The sequence below is a fragment of the Sediminibacterium sp. FW305-C-269 genome (genome assembly GCF_058231045.1).
The window spans coordinates 777,689-796,915 of sequence record NZ_JBIQXQ010000002.1; the positions used below are offsets into that span (position 1 = coordinate 777,689).

A 19,227-nucleotide genomic window follows, 5' to 3' on the forward strand; every position below is an offset into this window, starting at 1 on the left:
TCAAGACGTTTTGCTTAGTTTATTTTTGTTATGGTAAATCCATCGGCAGATTCTTTCAGTTCCAGGCCATTCATTTGTGCGATTAATTTTAAAACATCCTGAATATTATCAGACCTGTTGATGGTTCCGGTAAAATTCATTTTGTTTAATTCTTTATCGGTAAAACGTATGCTCACGTTGAATATCAATGATAGTTCTGTTAGTACTTCAGAGAGTGAACTGTTATTAAAATTCAACTCTTTTTTCTCCATAGCAACTTTTCCATGTACGCCTTCAGGTGTATTCCTTATTGATTGAGTCATGTTTAGGGAAGTAACTTTTACAGGGTATTCTTCTCCTTCATAGGCCATTTCCTGTCCCGGCAATAGAAAGACATCTCCACTCCAGTTACTAAGTTTTTCGGTAGATCGGATCATTACTTTACCCGTATACAATTGTACGCTGATGCGTTTTTTCTTAGCATCAGTTATTTTTATCCGGAACGAAGTTCCTAGGGCTGTTGTGGAAAGAACGTCGGAATATACTGTGAAGGGCCTGGTTCTGTCCTTAGCCACTTCAAAGAAGGCCTCTCCCGTTAAATAGATACTGCGTTTATTCTTTTTAAAATGTAACGGATAACGAATAGAACTGTTTTGTGACAGAATCACAACAGAGCCATCCAGCAGTAGTATCTTTTCTTTTTTTGAGGTGTGATTAACCCGGGTAAGCCACACGCTGGTATCAGAATAGCGGGCTGCTTGTGGGTTTGAAGGCAGTATCCGCTGCGCGGCCTGTAAGGGATCTTGGTTTTGGATATTACGCTGTATCAGCCATGATAAAGCAACTATCAAAATCAACGATGCCGCTACGGCTGGGATGGAATATCTTCTGTACAATGGAACCTTTTGAGGTTTCAGATTTGGAAAAATCTTTGCATACAATGTTTTTTTCATCCTCTCAGACACAAGAGGATCCAGTGAACCATCGGCAGGGATTTTATTCCATTCTTCTTTGGTAAGATATCTGTCAATTTCTTCCGGATGCTCAGAAAAATACATGATGATCGCTTCTATTTCTATATCATCACATTTGTTTTCGAAGAAGCGATTCATTAGTTCATGTGTTATCTGCATGGCTACAAGATGAGTTATAATAAATACGGATACGGGGAGTACTTACCTCTGCTGGTAACAATTACTTAACGTACAGGCTACTAAGCAGAATAAAAAGACTCCAGAAAAGTGAAGAGAAATCTCTGATTTGCCGGATGGCTTTGGTCATATGGTCTTCTACCGTGTGGATCGAAATCGATAGTTGCTGTGCAATTTCCTGATAGGTAAGTCCCCGCAGCCTGCTGAGGATAAATACTTTTTTCCTGACAGGAGGCAGAGATTTTACTGCATGATTAAAGTAATCCATCATCTCATAACTCATGTCAGGCTGGATCAGTGCATTGGCTTCTGTTTCCCTTTCGAGTGCTGTAAAATGTGCTCTGTACCTTGCCTTTTGTCTGATAAGATCAATCAAACAGCTACGCGCCATATTAAACAATTGGGTATCCAGGGGGTATAATTCCGAGAGGGTGTGCTTGAAGCGCCATAGTTTGATGAAGACTTGCTGAACAAGCTCTTCCGCCATTTCTTCTGATCCTGTTTTTTTGATAAAATAGCGGTACAGTTTTATGTGAAAATCTTCATAGACCTGTGTAAATGCGGCCTCACTGCCTTTTTGTATGGCGGAAATTTGAGTCAAAACAATTTTTTAACAGGGTATAATACGGGCAATAAAGAGCTGCAAATAGAAATATTACCGGTTAACTCAGTATTAAGCTGGGATTAAGGAATTGTTACAGAACATGAGAAATTAATAATATGTTTATCATATCAGGGGGGGCTGGATATAATAACAGGTGCAGGTGGAATGTAGAAGAATTCGATTGCCTGTTCAGTAATAGATACAGTTGTGTATGGGGGAGGAGGAAAGGCTGTTTTCTGATTACGATTTAGGCCATCACTTCCACCCAGGTATGATCTGCCAGTAATCTTACCGAAGAGACGAATTGTTTGAACGGGCCAGCACCGCCCCATTCGTTGGGGGCTACCAGTGATAACATATGAGAGCCATCCTTTCGTTCATACAGATGGTATACATGGCCGATCTGTGGTTTAAAACTGAGCCGGGCCTCGTAGATCATGAGGCTCAGTTCTTTTCTTTTCCTGATCTCCTGTGCCTGCCTGGCCAGTAATTCTATCTGTTGTTTGATCTGATCAAGCTGCATATTGGTCTGCTCTTCCATGGCAGAAAGCGCTTTGTGCTTGATCACACCTTCTTTGGTAGGGCGGATAGCCACACTGCCCACTGCAGAAGCATAGGGTAATACGCTGAGTTGTTTGTGATAGATCTCAGTATTGGTAAAATCGCCGCCTTCCTTGTTTTTCCCCTTATGTGTCACTTTCAGGTAACCATTGGGCAGAATCTCATGGATCACTTCCAGGAAAGTTTTCTCTTCTTTGATGAACAGCATTTGCAGCGTAGAGGCATTCAGGATCTCGGCCCGGATACTGTCCGCCAGCTCCTGGTTCTCAAAAGGGCGCATTTCCCCATCGGGGGTCACTTCGTATTGCGTATAAAAAGCCTCATTATCAAGACTCACCCAGTTGATACTGATACCCAGCGCGTGACCGTTGCGGATGCTTTCGATCTTGTAATTGCCGCTTTTGGGCGTGTGACCGAACTGAAACTCACATTTTTCAGGAAACAATTGCCAGCTGGCTAAAAAATTATAGGCTTGTACCATGTGGGCGCTCTTCTCTTTTATGGGTCTATTACAAAATACGGCAATAAAGGTTCTTAATTCCGGCAAAATAAAAAAGGGGGAGGTTTTGCAGCAAACTATCGAAGGTGTAAACAGGCATGCTATCCAGTCAGTTCACCACTGCAAAATCAGGTCGTTTAATAAGCTGACTCACGTATTTGAAACGCAGGTTCGTATTAAACGTGATATTCCATTGGCTCATGCTTCCGGTCACGCGAGGGTAGTAATAGGCTTTTAGTTCCATGGTGCCAAAGACCAGGTTCTCGTTCCGGGTTCTGATGCCTGCCCCTACGGCCGAATACAGGTCACCACTCTCAAAATACTGACCAATGGCTTTGAGATAGGTCAGGCTGGTGAATGTAAAGGGAGCAAAACTAAAGCCCACCAGTTTCCAGGTATTGTAAAAAACGGATTCGCCGTTGAACGTGATCCGCGTAGATGCCCGTAAACCTGGATTGGTCAACTGCGGAATACCATAATCACTCTGCAGCCGCAACGGGTCGTTTAGTATCGTTTTGGCCAATTGTGTAATGCTTCCACTCAGGAAATGCCTGAGATACCAGCGACTGTTGCCCAGCTTACGCAGTTTGGTGAAATATTCGAGGCTGGTAAGAAAACTGATATCTTCCAGACTGTTGTTTCGGTAATAAGTTCCCGCACGCAGCGTATAATTCAGGTAATTTTTCCGGTTAGAGAAATACCTTCGGTTGTATTCGAAACCCATATAGGGCCGTTCTATCTGGTTGCGGTTAGTCCAGCCACCGATCAATGAAAGACTGAAACCTTCCGGTACGTCTTCATTACGGCCGAAACCATAAAGAAACTTGGTACGATAATAATCCTGTTCAAAAATGGTGAAAGAAGCCAGCACGGTGGAAAGATCTGAATAGCCGATATTGTATACCGATTTATACAGATCCGGAATGTCCTGGAAGGTTCGGTGTACTCCCCGTAAGGAGACCAGTTTCTTGAACCTTGATGTAAAGTTTTGTTCCAGCTGTTTTTTAGCGCCGATATTATAACCGAGCCATCCGTCGAAAATGCGGTAACGGTATTTGAAATCAGAAAGATATAAAGAGTCATTGAGGTAGCTATTCTGGGTATAGTGCGCGGCCAGTTCAAAAGCGCCGGTCCATATGTGGTAGGGACTCACCAACGGCAATTCTCCCTGCAGGTACAGGGTCTTTTCATTCCGTTTGCCACTGTTAAAGGCGGGAGCTTCATTCCGGTAACCTACAGCCAGGTTAATAAAACTGCCCATCAGGTTCCGCTTCAGGAATTCAACACCGAAACCATAATGAGGTCTCCGGTTATTGTCGAACAGGTGGCGCATCTGTATCCGGTTTCCCGTTCCGACCAGGTTATCATTGTTCAGTTCAAAGCTGGCCATCGTGCCCGATCCCTCGTCCATACTGCCACCTATCGGAAATACGTCTTTGAAAATCACGGTCACATCTACAGAATCGGCATTGCCGGTATTGGGATTAATGGAAATGCGTGCGTCCTGCAGATAAGAAAGTTCACGCAGGTACCTTTCGTTATCCGCCATTAAATACGGGTACAAGGTATCGCCGGGTGTAAAAAAAAGGTTATTGATAATGGCTTTCTGGGTAGTGCTTCCATGCAGTGCATTACCAATATCATTGAACAGGTTTTTTATCACTTTGGATGTGTCGTTCAATGATCTTTCGAACCCGATTTTCTTTACTTCTATCTGCCGGATGATCTTACCCCGGTAGGGATTGAAAGCAATTTCGTTTTTAATGGCTCCATCAGCCGGGAGTGAGGGATCGGGGTTGTTTACCGAAAGACTTTTGCCCAGTTTCCCCAATAGTCCTTTTTTGTGGGCAAGAAAGAATACGGTATCGGCGGAACTTCTTTCCTGTCCATACAGGCAGATGCTCCATCCGCAAAACAGCAGCAGCCATCCTGTCTTTTTTCTGATATGTGCCCACGCCACCTGCATCTGCTCAATAAAACGGATTTGATCTCTGTTGGAAGTTACTTAATAGATCGGTAAAAGGATCAGGACAGTATTATGCAAACTGTTAATTTCAACCTGTTTCTTTACGTCTGTATCAGGACAATTTCTTTTCCATCACAATGAATTCCAGCGCCTGTTTGGGCAGGCCGAATTCCGGATCGGCAGGAAAGGGTTCTGTTTGCCCGGTTTTGCGGAAGCCATGACGTTCATACCAGGCAATCAGCTCGCTGCGCAAGGAGATTACGGTCATCTCAATTGCCGAAGCATGTATCTGTCTGGCGTAAAATTCTGCCGCGGCCAGCAGCTGTTTGCCAATACCTTTTGCCTGTAACTCAGGGTTAACAGTTAACATACCCAGGTATAGTTTCCCGCTTTTATTTTTGAGGTAAACACATGCCTGAAGCTGGCCATATCCGGGGTCAGTGTATTTGAGAATGATGGCGTCGGGCTCTTCCATCATTTCCTGTAACAATTTTTCACTGGTGCGCTGGCCATCGAGCAGGTTGGCTTCCGTCGTCCAGCCTTTTCTGGAGCTATCGCCACGGTAGGCACTGTTCACCAGCCGGTGTAAATCAGCAATATCTTCTCTGGTGGCGATGGTAATATTCGGGTTGGGGAATGTTGGTATCATATATACAACTGCTTCGCATCGAATGTATCAAAATAAATGGAAGCAGGTAACAGGGTACATAAAAAAAGCCCGCTGAAAAGCGGGCCCTTTGTTGCAATTGGGGGATCAGAAAATCGTTAAACCCGGTATTCTGAATGGGTCCAGTATCGGATCGGTTGGATTTAGTTCTGTTATCAGTATATCTATATCCTCTACACCGCATACCCTGATGCGTTGACAGGAATTCAATTTTTCGGAGATGGACATAACTACGGTCCGGTTGGCAGACTCAATCATGGCATTCTTCAGTTGTGCCACTTCCCAGTCATTATCTGTAATGCCGTGCTCCCTGTCTATGGCATTGAGCCCAAGAAAGCAGAGATCGGCCTTGATATGTTTAACTTTGGTGATGGCTTCGCCACCTACGGCTATTTGCGACTTCTTCGAGATTTTATCGCCAATGAAAATGACTTCGATATTGGGGTGCTGCGAATATTCATAGGCTGCCGGAATACTGCCTGTCAGAAAGGTGGCTTTCAGGTTCTCCGGTATCAAACGGGCCATTTCAATGATGGTGGTACCGCCTCCTGTTAACACAAACATGCCATCTTGTATCAGGGATACAGCTTTCTCGGCAATGATTTTCTTACTGTCTGCATTATAAACATCTGTACGCAGGTAAAAGCTGTTGAAAGATTTAGATAAGGCTCCTCCGTGTACTTTGATTATTTTGCCACTTTCAGCCAGTTCATTCAGGTCGCGGCGGATCGTATCTTCCGAAACATTGATCGAGCTGCTCAGGTCGGCGGATAATACGCTGTTGTGTAGGCTTACCTGGTGTAAAATATAAGCCTGGCGTTCTTTTTTTAGCATTTTCGTTCGATAGTTGCGCTCATAAATTTGGCATATTTATTTTAGAAAACAAATAAAAAGCTGCAAATTGTTGCAGAATGACCCTTTTAAATCATTATAATCCTGCAAAATGAATCAAAATATTAGCAGATTATGCGGCATTGCGGGTAAATCTACCCGTATGATCATCGGTTTGATGAGTGGGACTTCACTGGATGGACTGGATATGGCTTTATGCCGGTTTACGGGTAGTGGACCGGATACCCGCATTGAACTGTTACAGTTCCGGACCTGGCCCTATGATGCCCGTTTTAAGGAGGAGATCCGTTCTGTTTTTTCGAAAAGAAACATCGACCTCGAACAACTCTGCCTGCTTAATGGCTGGGTGGCTCAGCAGCATGCGGCTATGATACTGCAATGCCTGGATCAGTGGAAAATAAAGCCGGAAGAGGTAGACCTGATAGCCAGTCATGGCCAGACCATTTATCACGCTCCCCGGTTGTTGCACCAGCGGCCGGGTTTCGGAAATGCCACTTTACAGATCGGTGATGGTGATCAATTGGCAGTAGCCACAGGTATCATCACGATCAGCGACTTCCGGCAGAAACACATTGCAGCTGGTGGCGAAGGTGCTCCATTAGCTGTTTACGGAGATTATTTTATTTTCAGCAAGAAAGGGGAGAACCGCATCATGCTGAATATCGGAGGCATCGCCAATTTCACCTGTCTGCCTGGCAATCTGGATGCAAAAGCTATTTTTAGCACCGATACCGGCCCCGGAAACACCCTGATGGATGCCTATATGCAGCAACATTTCCGGTTGCCTTACGATAAAGATGCTGCTGTAGCGTCTGCCGGGATCATTCAGGAAAACCTGCTGGCCGAATTGCTCAAAAATGAGTTCTTTGAAAAAGGATTTCCCAAAACTACCGGCCCTGAATTATTCAACCTGGCTTATCTCGATAATGCCATGGCAAAAGCAGGTATCACCAAGATCTCGCATGAGGATGTGATGGCCACCCTGAACCGCTTCAGTGCGCTTACCATTGCAGAAGCGATGCAGCGGACACTGCAGAGCGGACAGTCATTTGTTATTTACACCAGTGGCGGCGGCATGCACAATCCCTTACTCATGCGGCATATACAGGAATTATTGCCAGGCTTTGTTTTTCATACCACCGATGCACTGGATATCAACCCCGATGCCAAGGAAGCCCTTTTATTTGCGGTATTGGCAAATGAATGCGTTGCAGGCGGTAATACACCCATCGGTAATGGCAGCAATGATATTCCTTCGGTGAGTATGGGAAAGATCAGTTTGCCGGGGTGAGAGCAATGATAGAATGATAGAATGAGTGAATGAGTGAATGGGCAATCGGGAGTGGTGAGTAGTGAGTGAAGTTGTTAAATGCTGGCAGCTCACAGCTCGCGGCTCAAAGCTGGTGGCAGATCAATGAGTGGATGCAGAATATTAAAAAGTCCTCCGGGTGTGGGGGACTTTTTAATTATGGTATGCGAAAGAGAGATTATTTCCGGTTGCGGGCAAAAATGCTTACGGTACCTCCCTTGGTGATCTCGAGTACAACGGTCTCGTTCTTCCGGTCCATGGATACATAATAGTTCTTCTCATGGAAAGCGGTAGTGAATTCAATACAATCTTTTAACTGGTACTCGGGATACAGGTATTTGCTGGTGATATTTTCCAGGGCAGATTTGGGCAATTTGTCAAATGCCATGGTCTTGCTGGTACCGATCAGTTCACCGTCGGTGTCATAGAAAGCAAATACTTTTTCGTTGTTCAGCAGAAAGCTCACTTTGTCAAATCTTTCGCTGGAGTTCCAGGAAACATTTTTGGCTTTACTGAAAGAGGCGGTGAAATGTTCACTTACTTTACTGCTGATAGAGGCAGGGCTGGCAAAAGCGCTGCTTCCGATGGCGATGGCCGCTAAGGCCAGGATGAATAATTTTTTCATGTTTGTTTCTTTAGTCTTATTAGGAATGTGGTTTGTTTTACTGCTGTTTGACAAGTCAAAAGTAGAAACACATGCTAAGTAGACGAAGCACATTGTGATTAGTTACATCCCTGTGATGAGCGTTATTATGAGTGGTGTTAACACAAATGTTAATGCAGGTGAATGATTGGTCCAGATATAATGCCAGCTTATGTTTCAGGCGATTTCTTAAAGCTTTCTTAAAGCCCTTCCCGGAGGGATGAATGAACTGTATCGACTGTACGGTTTGGGACGAACGGTTGTTCATACCGGCAAAAACGCCCTTTGGTCGGTCAAGTTGCCGTTAGTCTGTTGTTCGGACTCATTTCCCGGAGCTGAATGTATAAAAAAAGTCCCTTTTTATTGAAAAAGGGACTTTTTGATGCGATATGTGCAACTGTTATTTTTGTGGCGTGCTCACCGGGTAGTGGTCCAGGGTTTCAAATACGATCCTTTTATCCTGTTTCAGGACAGAGATGAATTTCTTCAGCGAATCTGCATATTGTTTTTTCTCGAACAGGCGGTCGTGCGAAAGTATAACCAGTGCATTCTGCTGGTTGGTGGTGCCGTCTTCAAATTTCTGGTTCACGCGCTGAATCATTTCATCCACACTTTCTTTAGGTGCTTTGGCTTTTGCCTGCTGTGTCCACTCCAGGTCCCATCCAAAGATCTTATAACCCATGGAATCCAGTTTCTTTACCAATGCGGTATTGGCTTTCTGTCCATGCATTTCCCCGTTGGCCGCCCAGCCGTTATTACCTGGCAGTCGGATGATTTTGACAGGGATATTCAAGGTTTTCTCGTTCCTGAGAAAATCATTCAGTGCGCTGTCTGTCATCGACGGAGAGTAGAACTTGCTGTATTTGTCGTTGAACCCGTGACTGAAACTATGGTTGGCCAGCAGGAACTGCGGGTATTCATTCCGGATAGAATCGATCAGGCGTTTTTTGTAGGGGCCCACCTGGTTAAATCCAACCGAGAAAAAAGTGGCTTTGATACCTTCTTCCCGGAATACGGCTTTTGAATTCACAGTTCCCGGAGGCTGCGGTGAATCATCCCAGGTAAGGAAGATATATCTCTTGGTATTATCCAGCTGTATGGGAGTGCCAGGCACCATTTTGGCCGTCGCGGCTGTTTTGGCAGAATCGGCAGACTTGGTTTCTGCATTGCCATTGTTATTCTTACAACTACTCACAGTTGCCAGGGTCAGTAAGCCCAGGCTGGTTCGGGTCATCAGTTTCAATAAATTCATAGTTAAAGCTTTGATTCATATCAAAGATAGGAAGGCACACACGCCACCGCCGGCCTAACTTATCCTCACATGTGAACAGCTGCCCCATCTTCCCCTCATTTTCCACATTTGCTCATTGATTGGTCGCCAGCTTTGCGCCACGAGCTATGAGCTTCCGGAATTCAACAACTCTACTCACTACTCCCGATTTCCTATTCTCTCATTGAACTGTCTTTGGTCTTTGGCTTTTGGTCTTTAGCATTTAGCTATGAGCCGCGAGCTGCCAGGATTCAACAATCCACTCACTACTCACTACTCACTACTCACTACTCACCACTCCCGATTGCCCATTCACCCATTCACTCATTCTCTCATTCTCTCATTGCTACCTAAACCTCTCCGAAACCGTATAACAAACCTTATCGTTGATACGGTGAAACACATCATTATTGATTTTTCTGAGTTTGCGTTGCCTGCGGGTGGCGAGTAATCTTCCATCGCTGTCGAAATATTGCGGTTGCGAATAGAATGTGAGTATATAATATTTTTCAATCGTGAACGGAATGGTAAATGCCGCCGGTTTTATGGAAAGATACACCAGCGACCGTTTCTGGTTATTGCTGAAATAATCCAGCGTATTGATCCAGATACATCGGATGGCTTTCATCTGGTTAATCAGCTCTGTTACGGCGGTTGCCTGTAACCCGTATCTGTTGAGCGTATCCTGTAACCTGGGTTCCCTGATCCCGAATTCGTAGATAAGTTTGATGGAATCGGTGATGATCTCCAGCGAGATCTCATTGAATGACCTGTCTGAAAAACCTACCGAGAAGGGTTTTTGTTCATACAGGATCTTATACGATTGTTCAATATCGGTCAGGCTCTTCTCATGCAGGTAATAGTAATTGGTGGAGAAATTCCTGGTACTGGCACAGGAAAATAACAGGCTACTCCATGCGATCATACATAATATGGGAAAGCGGTTATTACTCATCTGCTTTTTTAGGTGTGATATGTGCAATGCCGAATATCAGCTGTTTCAGGAATTTCTCCGATAACAGCTGTCTTGTCCTGAATCCATAATCCCAGTAAGTGATGGCGATTTTATCGTCCAGTTCTTCAATGCCTACCAGTATGATAAAATGTGTTGGTATCCCGATCCGCAGGTGAGTATGGTTCTTTTTGTAGAGGTCCATATTGTTGACGAATAATGCCACAGTTCCGGTACGTAACCGTTCGGACAGGTATTCATACATATCCCTGATACCGGGTTTGAACAGGTCGGAACCCACTGCCTTTACCCGGAAATTGAACAGCCGCCGGATCATGCGGTTGAACTTGGTGAAGTTCACAGAAGCCCATAAACGATTTTCATCACCTGCATTGTAATGTTTATCAAACAGGTTAAGATAACCCTTGAAATGATCGGCCAGGCTCAGGAACCAGAGTTGGTCGGCAGGACGTATGTCCAGCTCTCCTTTAAAACTGAGGGTACCGGCTGCCAGCCTGACTTCACGCGAGGGTTCAAAATATTCTTTTCCGTAGAGGGCTTTACCATCGCGGTATAGTTTTATCATGAAACTGACATAGCCCAGTGGGTCAAAATGCAGGGGCAGGTACGACATGGCCGCATAGGCGCAAAAATTGGTGTTCAGACCCTCATGAATGCTTAAGGGTTCTTCCACATTATTACGCAGGTTCTGCAGAAAAATGACCGGGTTTACATTGGGCCAGTAATTGCTGGGTGATAGTTCAGCCTGCTTTTCCAGAAATGCAATGGCTTGTTGGCTGTTGGAAATAGGTGTGGTATCTTTTCTTACAGAAGCTGTTGCAGGCAAAGAGCCCAATAACAAAATGAACAACAGGCATCGGATAACTGGATTGATATGTTGTTTGCGTACTTTCAAATGTGCACTCCGATGGCTAAAATTAAATGGTAAACGGGAAATAACCCATTCGCGGATACTACCGTACAATTTACCGGATATTCTGCAAAGACTTTGCCGTAAGATCAATGCCCGAAAAAAAAAGCCCGCTTCCGGAGAAGCGGGCCTATGTGTAAGCGGTTCGTTTTACAGAACACGGCTTGATTAATACCTGTAGTGGTCTGCTTTGAAAGGACCGGCTTTTGAAATACCCAGGTATTCGGCTTGTGCATCGGTCAGCTCATCCAATACGGCGCCAACTTTTGCCAGGTGTAAACGGGCCACTTTCTCATCCAGGTGTTTGGGTAACACGTAAACCTTGTTCTCGTAGTTCTTGTGGTTGTTCCACAGTTCCACCTGTGCCAGTGTCTGGTTGGAGAATGAGTTACTCATTACGAAACTTGGGTGACCGGTAGCGCAACCCAGGTTTACCAGGCGTCCTTCAGCCAGCAGAATGATGTCTCTGCCTTCGATATTGTACAGGTCAACCTGTGGTTTGATGGTGTCTTTGGTATGACCGTAGTTCTTATTCAGCCAGGCCACATCGATCTCGATATCAAAGTGACCGATGTTACAAACGATCGCTTTGTCTTTCATCAGACGGAAATGTTTTTCGGTAATCAGGTCGCGGCAACCGGAAGCGGTAACGATGATATCAGCTTCTTTTACGGCTTCAATCATGGGTTTTACTTCAAAACCTTCCATAGCGGCCTGTAAAGCACAGATAGGATCAATCTCGGTAACGATCACGCGGCAACCGGCTCCTTTCAGAGACAGGGCAGAACCTTTACCCACATCACCATAACCACCTACTACGGCGATCTTTCCGGCCATCATCACATCTGTGGCGCGACGGATCGCATCTACCAGTGATTCCTGGCAACCGTATTTATTGTCGAATTTAGATTTGGTAACAGAGTCGTTCACGTTGATCGCCGGGATCGGTAAAGTACCTTTTGCCATGCGCTCATACAAACGGTGAACACCGGTAGTCGTCTCTTCAGATAAACCTTTGATATTGGCCACCAGTTCCGGATATACATCGAATACCATATTGGTCAGGTCACCACCATCGTCCAGGATCATGTTCAGCGGACGGTCTGCGCCACCGAAGAACAGGGTCTGTTCAATACACCAGTCAGCTTCTTCCTGTGTCTGACCTTTCCAGGCAAATACGCCAATACCGGCAGCAGCAATAGCAGCAGCGGCCTGGTCCTGGGTAGAGAAGATATTACAAGAACTCCATTTAACTTCAGCACCCAATGCCACCAGTGTTTCGATCAACACAGCAGTCTGGATGGTCATGTGCAAACAACCAGCGATACGCGCACCTTTCAGGGGCTGGCTGGGGCCGTATTCGGCACGGATAGACATAAGACCGGGCATTTCAGCTTCGGCCAGGCGGATCTCTTTACGACCCCAATCGGCTAAACTCATATCAGCCACTTTGTAAGGCAGGCTGAAATCGATGTTTTTTAATGACATATGGTTTGTTTTATAAGGCACAAATGTAAATTGATAGAATAAAATACTATAATTATTATTTTATTTGGAATAAATATGCTGTTTTTATAGCTTTATGCAGAATAAAAATCATTTTTACCATGTCAAAAGCTTCTAAAAAAGTGGAATCCACTAACCATAGTTTTTCACTTGATGAAAAGGATATGGCCATCCTGCGGGAGCTGCAGCAGAATGCCCGTGCAACGGTGAAAGAGATCGCCGATAAAGTGCATTTAAGTACTACCCCGGTGCATGAGCGTATCAAGCGTATGGAAGAGACCGGTGTGATTCGGCAATACGCTACCCTGGTGGATCATTCCAGGGTAAAAAAGGGATTGATGGTGATCTGTTATGTATCCCTCAAACAACATAACCGCAACGCCGGTGCCAAATTCATCAAGAGCATTTACGAGATGAATGAAGTGATCGAATGTTACAATATCTCTGGCGAATTTGATTTTATGCTGAAAGTGGTGGCAGAAAACATGGATGCCTATTACGATTTCCATGTAAACAAGTTAAGCCAGGCCGAGAACCTGGGTCATGTACAGAGCGTATTTGTAATGGGCGTAATCAAACAGACACACGTATTAGTCTATTGAAAAGTCATGAATACAAAAAGAATCAAGCATCAAGCATCAAGCATCAAGTAAGGCGTGTTTGCGTATTGGCGCATTAGCTTTGAGCCGCGAGCTGTGAGTATCCAGTATCCAGCATCCAGTATCCAGTATCCAGCATCCAGCATCCAGTATCCAGCATCCTTACCTCCGGGTCACTCTTTTTCTATTCCCCAACAATAATTTGTTCTGTAACCAACGGCTGGCATAGGCTCCGGCAATACCTACTGCTGCGCCGACGATGACATCGGTGGGGTAATGTTCGCCGAGGTATAACCGGGAATACCCTACTCCCGTAGCCCAAACAAAAGCGGGTACGGTCACGTACCATTTATGGCAGGTCAGGGCAAGCGAAGTAGCCGTTGCAAAAGCCAGCGAAACATGCGCAGAGGGCATGGATTTACCGGTTTCAGAAGCGTCGTTGGGAAATACTTCCAGGGGATATTTCCGGTAAGGGCGTTCCCTGTTGACCGCGATCTTGATGGCTTCCGTGGCTACGGTGGTTAATACCACACTGCCCAGTATTTCAAGTGACCTGCTTGTAAGCAGGCTGTCCTTGTTAAGCACAGCGGTAGCCAGCATAACGGCAGGAAGGCCTACGGAGATGGGTTTGGCTGTAGAAGAAAAACCTTTCCAGACGCTGCTGCCGGGTTGTGAAGGATTGATCTGTTTGAGCAGGTTTATATCCCAGTTCTGCGCCTTACTGCTGCCCGGGGTCAGGAGTGTAACACACAAACAGATTGCCGGAAGGCAGTATTTCATAAGTTTTCTCATGACAGATTCTCTAAACTTTCCTGTATGGTTCTGATACGGGCTTCCGCATCTGATTGTTTTTTTCTTTCCAGTTCCACCACTTCAGGTTTGGCGTTCTGCACAAAACGTTCGTTGCCGAGTTTTTTGATCACGCTTTCCAGGAATTTCTGCTGGTGTTCCAGGTCTTTCAGCAATTCTGCTTTCAGGTTGCCCGCATCCAGCTGCCGTTCTGTTTCGATGAAGAATTTATCTTTCTCCACGGCCACCACGATACTGTTGGCAATGGTGCCATCTGTGTAAGCAATGCTTTCCGCATTGACCTGTTTCAAGAGGATATTCTCTATGGCACGGTATCCCGCATCGGCCCCTGTTTGAATGAACAGTTTGATGGGATCCTTGGGCTTTAACTGGTTTTTGTTCCTGGCATCACGCAGGGCCGAGATCACTTTTTTCAGCAATTCGCCTGATGCCAGCACGCTTGAATCGAATGGCTGTAAGGCCGTTTCCTGTTTTATACAAAGGTCGTCCGCCTGCTCTTTCAACAGATGGTAGATCTCTTCTGTAATGAAAGGCATGAAAGGATGCAGCAACTGCATCAGTTCTTCAAAATAACCGATGGTTGTATCATAAACCGTTTTGTCAATCGGTTGTTCAAAACCGGGTTTGATCCACTCCAGGTACCAGCTGCAGAAATCATCCCAGATCAATGAATAGATCGTTTTTAACGCTTCGCTTAAACGGAACTGGTTCATCAGTCCGCTTACTTCAGCTTTTACCTCGTTCAGGCGATGGACGAACCAGTTCACTGCAAAGTGGTGAGTGGTGAGCGGGGAGTGCTCAGATTGACGGCCCTCCCACATTTTGATCAGCTTCAGTGCATTCCAGAGTTTGTTGTTGAAATTACGCCCCTGTTCCAGCGCCGATTCATCAAAAAGGATATCATTACCGGCAGGGGAGGCGATCATGATGCCAAAACGGGTGGCATCTGCTCCGTAGGTGTCGATCAATCCCAACAGGTCGGGACTGTTGCCCAACTGTTTACTCATTTTCCGGCCTTGTTTATCCCGCACCATACCGGTGAAATAAACATCTGTAAAAGGCTGTTTGCCTTTGAAAGCATAACCGGCCATGATCATACGGGCCACCCAGAAAAAGATGATATCCTGTCCGGTAACCAGCGTGGTGGTTGGATAATAATACTGGTAATCGGGATTTCCCGGATTGCTGATGCCCTTGAACACTTCCATGGGCCAGAGCCAGGAGGAGAACCAGGTATCCAGGCAATCCTCGTCCTGTCTGATATCTGCCAGGGTAAGTGTGGCTCCGTTGCCCTGCTGGCTGAATTGTTCCAGTGCCTCTTCTTTGGATGCCGCTACCACAAAACTTCCATCGGGGGCATAATAGGCGGGGATCTGCTGCCCCCACCAGAGCTGACGGCTGATACACCAGTCCTTGATGTTTTCCATCCAGTAACTATAGGTGTTCTTTAGTTTGGAAGGATGGAACTGGATGGTATCATTCATCACGGATGTTACGATCTCAGGGTTCTGACCAATGAGTTTCTTCATGTCCATGAACCATTGCAGCGATAACCGGCTTTCGATCACGGCACCCGTTCTTTCACTGGTGCCCACCTGTCCCTTGTAGTCTTCTATTTTTTGTACCTGATGAATCGCAGCAATATCTTCCACAATTTTTTTCCTGAGTACAAAGCGGTCCAGGCCCTGGTACGACAATACCAGGTCGGATGGATGGTCCTCCTGCAGGTCTTCTGCCGTAAATTTGCCTTCTGCATCCAGGGTATTCAGGGCTTTCAGGTTATGTTTCCTTCCCAGCTCGTTGTCATTCTTATCGTGAGCCGGTGTAATCTTTAAAGCACCTGTTCCGAAACCGGCATCCACGTACTCGTCTGCTATCACAGGGATCTTCCGGTTGATCAGCGGAACAATCACTTGTTTACCCACCAGATGCCTGTATCGTTCATCGGTTGGGTTTACGCAAATAGCCACATCACCTAAAATGGTTTCCGGCCTCGTGGTTGCTACGGTGATGCTGCCGCTGTGATCGGTCAGGGGATAGCTGATATAATATAATTTGGAGTCAACCTCCTTAAAAATCACTTCTTCATCACTCAAAGCGGTTTTACCGGCAGGGTCCCAGTTCACCATTCGCAGTCCCCGGTAAATAATCCCTTCCTGGTGCAGCCGGATGAAAATGCTGATCACTGCTTTGTAATAATCGGGATCCATGGTAAAGGAAGTGCGGTTCCAGTCGAGACTGCAGCCCATTTTCTTCAGCTGCTGTAAAATGATGCCGCCATATTTTTCTTTCCATTCCCAGGCATAAGCCAGGAACTCTTCCCGGCTGAGCGAAGATTTTACGATACCCCTTTCGCGCAGCATGGCCACCACTTTGGCTTCGGTAGCAATGGATGCATGGTCGGTTCCGGGAACCCAGCAGGCATTTTTTCCCTGCATGCGTGCCCGTCGCACCAGGATATCCTGGATGGTGTTATTGAGGCAGTGCCCCATATGCAATACGCCGGTAACATTGGGTGGGGGGATCACTACGGTATAGGGCTCCCTGCCATCCGGCCGGCTGCTGAAATAATCTTTGTTGAGCCAATGCTGGTACCACCTGGCTTCTACTTCATTGGGAAGAAAATTCTTGCTCAGTTCCATTTTATATGCTTAACACTGAATGCTTACTGCAGAACGGGGCAGTTTACCGGGCGAACCGGAATCGTTGGTGTCAGCGTCCGGTATGCAGCTGTATCGTTCCGCATTTTCAGGTTTGCAAAAGTAAGGAAAAGCAGGCTGGAGCGGCCCCTGTATTACCAGGTGGGGATAATCGGGTTACCAGCCTCGAAAATGGCAGAGGGAAAAGGTGCCGGTGGAACCGGCATGACCTGTGTGGGCAGGAGGGCTTTTTTCAGGGAAAGGGAGCGGCAGCATTCTTTTACCTTGTTGCCGATGCCATTTACCGCATACCCGGCAGGGTTACTGCAGGCAGCCAGGAACAGGATCAGCAAAAAAGACAGCAGGTATTTCATAACAATTGGATACAGGTCAAAGTTAAACAACTGGCCAACCCGGTATGGTTAACCAAGGTTAATTATGGCAAACGTTTGGTTAATAAAAAAGTTACAGTTGCCGGAATTTATTTCATTGGTCGTGATCCTGTACCGATTCTTACAGTGGAAGCCGCTATTTTTTTGAGACAAATTTTCCCTGTCCACCCGGAATAACGGGAGGCAAGCAACAGGCGGCGCGGGTAAGTATAAGATCCTAGTAAACTTTTCTGCCTGTCCATTCAAGGTAGGCTATCACTACGATCACAATGAAAATAATGATACCGCCGATGGTCAGGAGTTTTTTTTCGTCTACCGGAGAATGTTGTTCAGATTGCTCCATAGAAGTTGTTTTTAACGGGTGAATCAATCAACAGGAATTGGATCAGGAACGATGCCTTTGCTGTACTAAAGACGCTCTGAGGATAAATGCCTTGTTAAGGACAGAGGATTTTAAAAAAAGTACCGTTAAAATACGCAGTAAATCTCAAATTTGCAAGGCTAACTTGTGCACATGCAATTCGCAATTGTTGATATAGAAACCACGGGGGGATTTCCCCAGCAACACGGGATCACCGAGATCGCTATAGTATTACATAACGGGAGCGAAGTGGAAGGCCGGTATGAGACCCTGGTGAACCCGCACCAGCCCATTCCCCCCTTTATCGCCAATATGACGGGTATTTCAGATGCCATGGTAGCAGTCGCCCCCTCTTTTGAGGAAGTGGCCCCTTACATCTTTAACCTGTTGAAAGACAGGATATTCGTTGCGCATAACGTCAACTTTGATTTCTCTTTTGTCAAACACCACCTGCAGGAAGCGGGCTTTCATTTACAAACGCCCAAACTCTGCACCATCCGTTTAAGCCGGAAAGTATTTCCCGGTTACCGCAAATATGGGTTGGGACATTTATGCCGGGAACTGGGTATCAGCATCGAAAACCGACACCGTGCGGGGGGAGATGCGCTGGCTACGGCCCGGGTATTGGATATGGTGATCAGGAACAATGGGGGTATGCTGATCAGGGAAATGCTGAAAAAGGAGAACAAGGGGCAGTTGCTGCCTCCCAATCTTCCCGAACAGTTTGTACTGGACCTGCCCGAACAACCCGGCGTGTATTATTTCCACGATGCCAAAGGCAAGGTCGTATACGTGGGGAAGGCCAAGAATATCAAAAAAAGGGTGGTGAGTCATTTCACCGGTCTGGATATTTCCAAAAAACGCCAGGATTTTTTGCGTAGCATCTATTCGGTCAGTCATGCACCCTGTCCAACCGAATTCATCGCTTCTTTGCTGGAAAGTGTGGAGATCAAACGCCTATGGCCTGCTTTCAACAAAAGCCAGAAAAGGTATGAGCAATTGTGGGGCATTTACCATTTTGAGGATAGCAGGGGGTATCGTCGCCTGGCCATCGATAAAAAGCAGAAACATACCACACCCATCGCCAGTTTTTCGATGCTGGTGGATGCACACCGTTTGTTGTGGAAGCTGGTGAAGGAATTCGAGCTGCATCCGGTGCTTTGTTTCCTGGATGCGACAGGTGCTGCGGAACTGCCGGAGATAACAAGTTATAACCGGTCGGTTACAGCAGCACTGGACTGGCTGGAAGCACAGAAAGAAACCTTCCTGATACGCGACAAGGAAGCCTGTGTGCTGGTGGAGGAAGGGAAATTTTATGGGATGGGAAAGATCGGAAAAGATACGGATATCACCCGTATAGAACATATCAAACCACAGCTGGTGGCTTATCCGGAGAACGAAGTGTTACGTTCCATGATCCGGAACTTTGCAGAACGGTATCCCCATAAAGTGGTGAAGATCGCCTGATGGGACCGGCAGCAGAAAGTGAATAATTTTTCTTTTTTTCTTTCAGGTCCGCCACCTACATTCGCCTCC

General features: G+C 46.0%; 18 protein-coding genes. 3 read left to right on the forward strand and 15 right to left on the reverse strand.

The genetic code is table 11. From position 1 onward, the window contains the following. Positions 1–14: 14 nt before the first annotated feature. The 6 genes from ACH3Y6_RS08665 to ACH3Y6_RS08690 form a co-directional block, all read right to left on the reverse strand. Complete coding sequence (locus tag ACH3Y6_RS08665) at positions 15–1,112, reverse strand: FecR family protein (RefSeq protein WP_490835205.1); 1,098 nt, start codon at positions 1,110–1,112, stop codon at positions 15–17. A 61-nt stretch (positions 1,113–1,173) separates the two neighbouring features. Then, positions 1,174–1,731: an RNA polymerase sigma factor gene (locus ACH3Y6_RS08670; RefSeq protein ID WP_490835206.1), complete on the reverse strand. Its 558-nt coding sequence runs from the start codon at positions 1,729–1,731 to the stop codon at positions 1,174–1,176. Positions 1,732–1,981: 250 nt separating this feature from the next. Next, positions 1,982–2,776 carry a DUF2452 domain-containing protein gene (locus tag ACH3Y6_RS08675; protein WP_490835207.1) on the reverse strand — a complete coding sequence of 265 codons (795 nt, stop codon included), beginning with the start codon at positions 2,774–2,776 and terminating at the stop codon, positions 1,982–1,984. 127 nt (positions 2,777–2,903) lie between these two features. After that, on the reverse strand, positions 2,904–4,760 hold the full coding sequence (locus ACH3Y6_RS08680) for a hypothetical protein (RefSeq protein WP_490835208.1): 1,857 nt from the start codon (positions 4,758–4,760) through the stop codon (positions 2,904–2,906). 112 nt (positions 4,761–4,872) lie between these two features. Next, complete coding sequence (locus ACH3Y6_RS08685) at positions 4,873–5,409, reverse strand: GNAT family N-acetyltransferase (protein WP_490835209.1); 537 nt, start codon at positions 5,407–5,409, stop codon at positions 4,873–4,875. A 105-nt stretch (positions 5,410–5,514) separates the two neighbouring features. Further along, entirely contained in the window at positions 5,515–6,261 is a 747-nt protein-coding gene (locus ACH3Y6_RS08690) for a DeoR/GlpR family DNA-binding transcription regulator (RefSeq protein ID WP_490835210.1), read from the reverse strand. A 109-nt stretch (positions 6,262–6,370) separates the two neighbouring features. On the opposite strand from ACH3Y6_RS08690, the gene ACH3Y6_RS08695 reads away from it, so the two are divergent. Then, a complete protein-coding gene (locus ACH3Y6_RS08695; protein WP_490835211.1) occupies positions 6,371–7,570 on the forward strand; it encodes an anhydro-N-acetylmuramic acid kinase in 1,200 nt (399 codons plus the stop codon). Positions 7,571–7,766: 196 nt separating this feature from the next. On the opposite strand, the gene ACH3Y6_RS08700 is transcribed toward ACH3Y6_RS08695, so the two are convergent. The 5 genes from ACH3Y6_RS08700 to ahcY all read right to left on the reverse strand — a co-directional run bounded on the left by ACH3Y6_RS08700 (position 7,767) and on the right by ahcY (position 12,872). Next, positions 7,767–8,213 (reverse strand): hypothetical protein, encoded by a 447-nt coding sequence (locus ACH3Y6_RS08700; protein ID WP_490835212.1) that lies wholly within the window; start codon positions 8,211–8,213, stop codon positions 7,767–7,769. Positions 8,214–8,631: 418 nt separating this feature from the next. Further along, positions 8,632–9,483, reverse strand: coding sequence for a polysaccharide deacetylase family protein (locus ACH3Y6_RS08705; protein WP_490835213.1), 852 nt, complete (start codon positions 9,481–9,483; stop codon positions 8,632–8,634). 364 nt (positions 9,484–9,847) lie between these two features. Beyond that, positions 9,848–10,456 carry a hypothetical protein gene (locus ACH3Y6_RS08710; protein ID WP_490835214.1) on the reverse strand — a complete coding sequence of 203 codons (609 nt, stop codon included), beginning with the start codon at positions 10,454–10,456 and terminating at the stop codon, positions 9,848–9,850. Beyond that, the gene (locus ACH3Y6_RS08715; protein WP_490835215.1) at positions 10,449–11,369 is read right to left on the reverse strand and encodes a hypothetical protein; all 921 of its coding nucleotides are present in this window, start codon (positions 11,367–11,369) and stop codon (positions 10,449–10,451) included. The genes ACH3Y6_RS08710 and ACH3Y6_RS08715 overlap by 8 nt, the downstream gene beginning before the upstream one ends. A 183-nt stretch (positions 11,370–11,552) precedes the next feature. Continuing rightward, positions 11,553–12,872 carry an adenosylhomocysteinase gene (gene ahcY / locus ACH3Y6_RS08720; RefSeq protein WP_490835216.1) on the reverse strand — a complete coding sequence of 440 codons (1,320 nt, stop codon included), beginning with the start codon at positions 12,870–12,872 and terminating at the stop codon, positions 11,553–11,555. Between the two features lie 119 nt (positions 12,873–12,991). On the opposite strand from ahcY, the gene ACH3Y6_RS08725 reads away from it, so the two are divergent. Continuing rightward, positions 12,992–13,492 carry an Lrp/AsnC family transcriptional regulator gene (locus ACH3Y6_RS08725; RefSeq protein WP_490835217.1) on the forward strand — a complete coding sequence of 167 codons (501 nt, stop codon included), beginning with the start codon at positions 12,992–12,994 and terminating at the stop codon, positions 13,490–13,492. Between the two features lie 159 nt (positions 13,493–13,651). Here ACH3Y6_RS08725 and ACH3Y6_RS08730 read toward each other — a convergent pair whose 3' ends face one another. The 4 genes from ACH3Y6_RS08730 to ACH3Y6_RS08745 all read right to left on the reverse strand — a co-directional run bounded on the left by ACH3Y6_RS08730 (position 13,652) and on the right by ACH3Y6_RS08745 (position 17,673). Continuing rightward, entirely contained in the window at positions 13,652–14,269 is a 618-nt protein-coding gene (locus tag ACH3Y6_RS08730; protein WP_490835218.1) for a phosphatase PAP2 family protein, read from the reverse strand. 8 nt (positions 14,270–14,277) lie between these two features. Continuing rightward, entirely contained in the window at positions 14,278–16,941 is a 2,664-nt protein-coding gene (locus ACH3Y6_RS08735) for a valine--tRNA ligase (RefSeq protein ID WP_490835219.1), read from the reverse strand. Between the two features lie 152 nt (positions 16,942–17,093). Further along, positions 17,094–17,312 (reverse strand): hypothetical protein, encoded by a 219-nt coding sequence (locus tag ACH3Y6_RS08740; RefSeq protein ID WP_490835220.1) that lies wholly within the window; start codon positions 17,310–17,312, stop codon positions 17,094–17,096. A 235-nt stretch (positions 17,313–17,547) separates the two neighbouring features. Beyond that, positions 17,548–17,673 carry a hypothetical protein gene (locus ACH3Y6_RS08745; RefSeq protein WP_490835221.1) on the reverse strand — a complete coding sequence of 42 codons (126 nt, stop codon included), beginning with the start codon at positions 17,671–17,673 and terminating at the stop codon, positions 17,548–17,550. Positions 17,674–17,844: 171 nt separating this feature from the next. On the opposite strand from ACH3Y6_RS08745, the gene ACH3Y6_RS08750 reads away from it, so the two are divergent. Beyond that, entirely contained in the window at positions 17,845–19,158 is a 1,314-nt protein-coding gene (locus tag ACH3Y6_RS08750) for an exonuclease domain-containing protein (RefSeq protein ID WP_490835222.1), read from the forward strand. Positions 19,159–19,227: the final 69 nt, after the last annotated feature.

Coding starts and splice junctions, on each gene's coding strand:
- ACH3Y6_RS08665 (WP_490835205.1), bottom strand. CDS start 1,112: ATGCAGATAACACATGAACTAATGAATCGCTTCTTCGAAAACAAATGT.
- ACH3Y6_RS08675 (WP_490835207.1), bottom strand. CDS start 2,776: ATGGTACAAGCCTATAATTTTTTAGCCAGCTGGCAATTGTTTCCTGAA.
- ACH3Y6_RS08680 (WP_490835208.1), bottom strand. CDS start 4,760: ATGCAGGTGGCGTGGGCACATATCAGAAAAAAGACAGGATGGCTGCTG.
- ACH3Y6_RS08685 (WP_490835209.1), bottom strand. CDS start 5,409: ATGATACCAACATTCCCCAACCCGAATATTACCATCGCCACCAGAGAA.
- ACH3Y6_RS08690 (WP_490835210.1), bottom strand. CDS start 6,261: ATGCTAAAAAAAGAACGCCAGGCTTATATTTTACACCAGGTAAGCCTA.
- ACH3Y6_RS08695 (WP_490835211.1), top strand. CDS start 6,371: ATGAATCAAAATATTAGCAGATTATGCGGCATTGCGGGTAAATCTACC.
- ACH3Y6_RS08700 (WP_490835212.1), bottom strand. CDS start 8,213: ATGAAAAAATTATTCATCCTGGCCTTAGCGGCCATCGCCATCGGAAGC.
- ACH3Y6_RS08705 (WP_490835213.1), bottom strand. CDS start 9,483: ATGAATTTATTGAAACTGATGACCCGAACCAGCCTGGGCTTACTGACC.
- ACH3Y6_RS08710 (WP_490835214.1), bottom strand. CDS start 10,456: ATGAGTAATAACCGCTTTCCCATATTATGTATGATCGCATGGAGTAGC.
- ahcY (WP_490835216.1), bottom strand. CDS start 12,872: ATGTCATTAAAAAACATCGATTTCAGCCTGCCTTACAAAGTGGCTGAT.
- ACH3Y6_RS08725 (WP_490835217.1), top strand. CDS start 12,992: ATGTCAAAAGCTTCTAAAAAAGTGGAATCCACTAACCATAGTTTTTCA.
- ACH3Y6_RS08730 (WP_490835218.1), bottom strand. CDS start 14,269: ATGAAATACTGCCTTCCGGCAATCTGTTTGTGTGTTACACTCCTGACC.
- ACH3Y6_RS08735 (WP_490835219.1), bottom strand. CDS start 16,941: ATGGAACTGAGCAAGAATTTTCTTCCCAATGAAGTAGAAGCCAGGTGG.
- ACH3Y6_RS08740 (WP_490835220.1), bottom strand. CDS start 17,312: ATGAAATACCTGCTGTCTTTTTTGCTGATCCTGTTCCTGGCTGCCTGC.
- ACH3Y6_RS08745 (WP_490835221.1), bottom strand. CDS start 17,673: ATGGAGCAATCTGAACAACATTCTCCGGTAGACGAAAAAAAACTCCTG.
- ACH3Y6_RS08750 (WP_490835222.1), top strand. CDS start 17,845: ATGCAATTCGCAATTGTTGATATAGAAACCACGGGGGGATTTCCCCAG.